This is a genomic window from Microcella sp. (assembly GCF_033763155.1).
In the GTDB taxonomy this organism is placed as follows: Bacteria; Actinomycetota; Actinomycetes; order Actinomycetales; family Microbacteriaceae; genus Microcella.
On record NZ_JANRKZ010000064.1, the window covers coordinates 1 to 4,598 of the forward strand.

At 66.4% G+C, this 4,598-nt stretch carries 5 protein-coding genes; all 5 read right to left on the reverse strand.

The features are described 5' to 3' along the window. Nucleotides 1–5: 5 nt before the first annotated feature. Nucleotides 6–593: a hypothetical protein gene (locus tag SFU54_RS02880; RefSeq protein ID WP_319014810.1), complete on the reverse strand. Its 588-nt coding sequence runs from the start codon at nt 591–593 to the stop codon at nt 6–8. Nucleotides 594–641: 48 nt separating this feature from the next. Beyond that, nucleotides 642–1,394 (reverse strand): hypothetical protein, encoded by a 753-nt coding sequence (locus tag SFU54_RS02885; RefSeq protein ID WP_319014811.1) that lies wholly within the window; start codon nt 1,392–1,394, stop codon nt 642–644. After that, complete coding sequence (locus tag SFU54_RS02890; protein WP_319014812.1) at nt 1,387–1,896, reverse strand: sigma-70 family RNA polymerase sigma factor; 510 nt, start codon at nt 1,894–1,896, stop codon at nt 1,387–1,389. Before SFU54_RS02890 ends, SFU54_RS02885 begins: the two co-directional genes overlap by 8 nt. Before the next feature lie 97 nt (nt 1,897–1,993). Continuing rightward, nucleotides 1,994–2,872 carry a class I SAM-dependent methyltransferase gene (locus tag SFU54_RS02895; protein ID WP_319014813.1) on the reverse strand — a complete coding sequence of 293 codons (879 nt, stop codon included), beginning with the start codon at nt 2,870–2,872 and terminating at the stop codon, nt 1,994–1,996. Nucleotides 2,873–2,909: 37 nt separating this feature from the next. Continuing rightward, the coding region (locus SFU54_RS02900; RefSeq protein ID WP_319014814.1) for a UPF0182 family protein at nt 2,910–4,598 on the reverse strand (1,689 nt) is incomplete at its 5' end.

Genomic DNA, 4,598 nt, shown 5'->3' on the forward strand with positions numbered 1-4,598 from the left:
GTGGCCTAGCGCGTGAAGGTCGCCGTCACCGGGGCATCCTGACCCCGCAGCGTGAGCGTGGAGTCGGTGCACGTGACCGACACCGAAGGGATGCCGGTGAAGTCAATCGCCGGAAACTCGGGGGCGCCCGGTTCGAGCACGACCGTCGGGTCGACCTCAGTGACCCAGTTCTCGATGTCGATCGTCACGCCGTCGCCCGGGTCGCTCCAGTTGCCGGTTCCGGTGTAGACCGAACGAACCGTCAGCGGAACGCTCGTCTCGCCGGCCACAATCGTGCCCGTGTTCGTGAGGTTGATGTCGGTCGACGCGAGGCCGTCGGCCGTGAACTCGACGGTGCCATCGCCCGTCGACGCAAAGTCGGTCATCGGCACCCCGACGTTCACCAAATATGCCCCCATTTGTGCGGCGTAGTCGGCGACATCGAGCTGCCACACGCCGACGACGCAGGGCGCGTCGGCCGAGCCCTCCGCCGACGACGACGTGGGGTCGGCTGCCGTGTCGGGCGTGGCCGGCGCGCTACACGCGGCGAGGGTCGTGACGGCGACGATCGCCAGCAGGCTGGCGGTCAGGGCGGTGGTGACAGGGCGATTCATGGATGCTCCTCGGTAGTTGATGAAACAGGGGGGGTTCAGGGCGCAGCGTCACAGCACACACACCACGTAATCGGTGGCAGACATGGGCCCGCTCGCGTTGCCGGCGGCATCGCGAGCAACGGCGGTGAAGGTCATGGTGCCTTCGGGCAGGTTCTCGGAGTCGTAAAGGTAACGCCAGGTTCCGCTCACGAGCGACATGGCAGCCGATCCGGTTGCGACGCCCGACCACGACAGCGTCACCTGGGTGACGCCCACGTTGTCAGAGGCGACGGCCTCAATGACGGCAGGGCAGGGGTTCGAGTCGATGCTGACTTGTTGCACGGTCGGCGGCGTCGTATCGCTCGGCGGAGCCGGTGCCCGATCCGGGTCAGGGTCAGTCTCCGGCGCGGGCGGAGCCTCGCTGGGGTCATCGCTGGGTGCAGGGGAATCAACGAGTTGCTCACTCGTCGGGCACACGCCGCCGGCAGCCGGCCTTTCTGCACACGATTGCGAGTCGACCGAGGGCGACTCGACGACGACGGGGCGAGCATCCGTCGACTCAATTGTCGACCCGCCGAAGAACGCGAGGGCGCCCAGCGTGCCACCCACGATCGCGACGGCCACGACAGTGACCCACGGCAGCCAGCTGCGAACGGCGAGCCCGCCCCAGCCCGGAGCGACGCTCGACGACACGGTGACTCCCGCATCGCCGCCGTCAACACGCGCCCGCAGGGCATCGGCGACACCCGTCGGGTCGGCCGGTTGCGCGGCGTCAGTGAGGCCACGCCGCATCAGATCATCGAGGTTGTTCCCGTCAGCCACGGTGATTTCCCCTCTCGATCAGTCGGGCAAGAGTTGTGCGAGCGCGATGCAACTGGGTCTTGACGGTGCCCTCGCTCACGCCAAGACCTTCAGCGATGGTCTGCACCGATTGGTCGAGCAAGTAGTGCAGCACGCACACTTGACGTTGTTGCAGGGGCAACTGGTCGAGCGCCTTCACGACATCAACGTCGAGACCCTCCACGACCGAGTCAACGCTCTCGTCAGAAACTCCGACGGTGGCAAGAGCGCGAGACTCGGCTCCTCGCGATCGCTGCACGTCGCGCACCCTGTTGCTCGCCACGACGGTGATCCACGCCGCGAGATTACGAATCTCGCGCTGTGGGGGGTTCGCCAGGTACCCCACGATGGCGTCTTGCACCGCGTCTTCTGCGTCGCGAGGAGAGCCCGTAATCATGCCCACGGCCGCGACGACCTTGGGGTACTCGCGCGCGACAAACTCATCCAGGTCGACCTGGAGCCGAGTCGTCTCGGTCGCGCTCATACCTCCTCGACGCGCGAGAGGCCCCGCGAGGTTGACAGGCCCAGAAAATCAGCATGGCCGGGCCGCCGCGCCAGGTCAACGCCTACGAGAAGAAACCTCAGCGGCGGGTGGCGCCGAGGCTCATGCCGAGGGGCAACCAGGCGGTAGCGGGCCATCCCCACAACCCATCGCCGCGCGGTTCGAGCACCGAATACATCTGCCACGGAACCGCGTCGTGCTCGTGCACGAAGTCGATCGTCAGGCCCGCCTCAACGAGAGCCGTGAGGGTCTGCCCGAGCGGATGCATCCACTCGACGGTGCGCGAGTGCGTGAGCACGGCATCCGCATCGGCATAATCGGCGGGGTCGTCAAGGTCGAACGGCTCGCTCGTGAAGTAGCCGAATTGCGGGGTCGGAAACCGGGCGGGGCCACCGTCAAGCAAGGCCGCCGGTTGGTCATCGCTCGGGTCGTCAAAGACGAATGCCGACGGATGCCCGTCAGCAAAGTACAGCCGCCCGCCAGGCCTGAGAAACCACGCGATGATGCGGGCCCACTCGGCAATATCGGGCAACCAGCCGATCGTGCCCCACGTCGTGTAGACAACGTCGAAGCCCTCGGGGTCGGGCAGCGCGTGCCGGGCGTCGTAGAGGTCGGCGCAGATGAACCGGCTGCGGTCGTCGAGCCCGAGCTCGGTGGCGAGCTCGCGAGCTTGCCGCACCGCGGGCATCGAAAAGTCGAGCCCCACAACCGTGGCCCCGCGTTGCGCCAGCACGAGGGTGTCGGCGCCGAAGTGGCACTGCAGGTGCAGCACCCGCAGGCCGTTCCACCCCTCGGGAGCGATGATCGGCAGCTCAGCTTCTTCGATGGGGTAGAGCCGGCCCTCCCCCGCCCGAAGCGGCGCGAGGTCATAGAACTCGCTCGCGACGTGCACGGGAACCTTTTCATCCCAGTGGGCCCGGTTCACCCGGGCCCACTCAGGAAGCTCAGCGTGTGCCACTCGTCGACGCTCTCTCCGTGACCGACTCGCTCAGCGGCTATTCGCTCAGTGCGAGCGCCCGCTCGATCGCCTCTTGCAGGCGCTCGTCGGCCTCGGCTGCCGCCACCAGGTCGTTGTCGGCGTAGGCCTGCTGACGGTCGAGCAGAGCCTGCCGAGCGTCTTGCAGGGCCTGCGCGAGCTCGGCCGAGATCTCGACACCGGGGTCGGTGGGCTCGGTCGGGTCCGTCGGCTCGGTCGGGTCCGTCGGCTCAGTCGGGTCGACAGGGTCAACGTCGCCGTCACCCGCATTGGCTCCCGAGTCTCCGCCGAAGAGCGAGTCGAGAGCTTCGTCGAGCGTGTCTTCGAAGGCGATCGAGTCACCGAAGGCCACGAGCACCTTGCGCAGCAGCGGGAAGCTCGTCTCACCCGTCGAGCGTACGTAGACCGGCTGCACATAGAGGAAGCCACCACCGATCGGCAGCGTCAGCAGGTTGCCGCGCAGCACTTCGGTTTCGCCACGCTCGAGCAGCGCGAGCTGGTTGGCCACTTCAGGGTCAGAGCTGAACTGGTTCTGCACCTGGCCCGGGCCCGGAATCGTCTGCGAGGGCAGGGTCAACAGCGTGAGCTTGCCGTAGTCCTCACCCGGGTCGGCGTTCGCCGCGAGGTAGCCCGTGAGCACGTTGCGCTCGTTCTCACTCGCGGTGCGCGGAATGAACGTCGAGTAGAGCGTGAAGCCCGGCGCCTCTGCTCCCGGAACCTGCATCGTCAGGTAGTAGGGCGGCTGCAGCGTCGGCGCGGCGGCCAACGACGTGGGGTCGTTCGGCGTGCGCCACTCGTCGTCAGTCGAGAAGAACGAGCCCGGGTCAGTCACGTGGTACGCACCGAGAATGTTGCGCTGCACCTTGAACAGGTCAGCCGGGTACCGCACGTGCGAGAGCAACTGCTCACTCATCTCGCTCGCGTCGACGAGGGTGTTCGGAAACACCTTCTGCCACGTCTGCAGAATCGGGTCTTCGGTGTCCCACGCATAGAGCGTGACCGAGCCGTCGTACGCATCAACCGTGGCCTTGACCGAGTTGCGAATGTAGTTGATCTGGTCGAGCGGGAAGGCCGGTGCCGGCGTGTAGGTGTCGGCGATGGCCTGGCTCAGCGCCACGGTCGTCGAGTAGGGGTAGCTCGCCGTGGTCGTGTAGCCGTCGACGATCCAGACGATGCGACCGTCAACGATGGCCGGGTAGGGGTCAGAGTCAAGCGTCAGGTACGGCGCCGCCTTCTGCACGCGCTCAACGGGGTTGCGTTCGTAGAGAATCTGCGACTCATCGGTCACTGCCTCTGACAGGAAGATCTGCTCAGACTGGAACTTGATCGCATAGAGCAAGCGCTTGAACACGTTGTCGAGCGCGGGGCCGCCGTCACCCGTGAAGGTGTACGTGGCGTTGCCGGCCTGGTCTTCGCTGCCCTCAGACGGGAAGTCGAGCTCGAGTTTGTCGCCGCCGCCGACGATCGAATACGTCGGCGAGAACTCACCGAAGTAGACACGCGGCTCGTACTCGCCGAGCTCGGTCGTGAGCGAACCGGCGGCAGGGATGCCTCCCTCCAAGAACTGCGGGCGACCGTCGTCGGTGCGCTGGTTGCCGTAGGCCGCGACCACACCGTATCCGTGCGTGAAGACGATCGTGTTGTTGTACCAGTTCTGCGAGGTCTGACCGTCGGGGTTCAACTCGCGCAGCGAGATCACGGTGTCTTG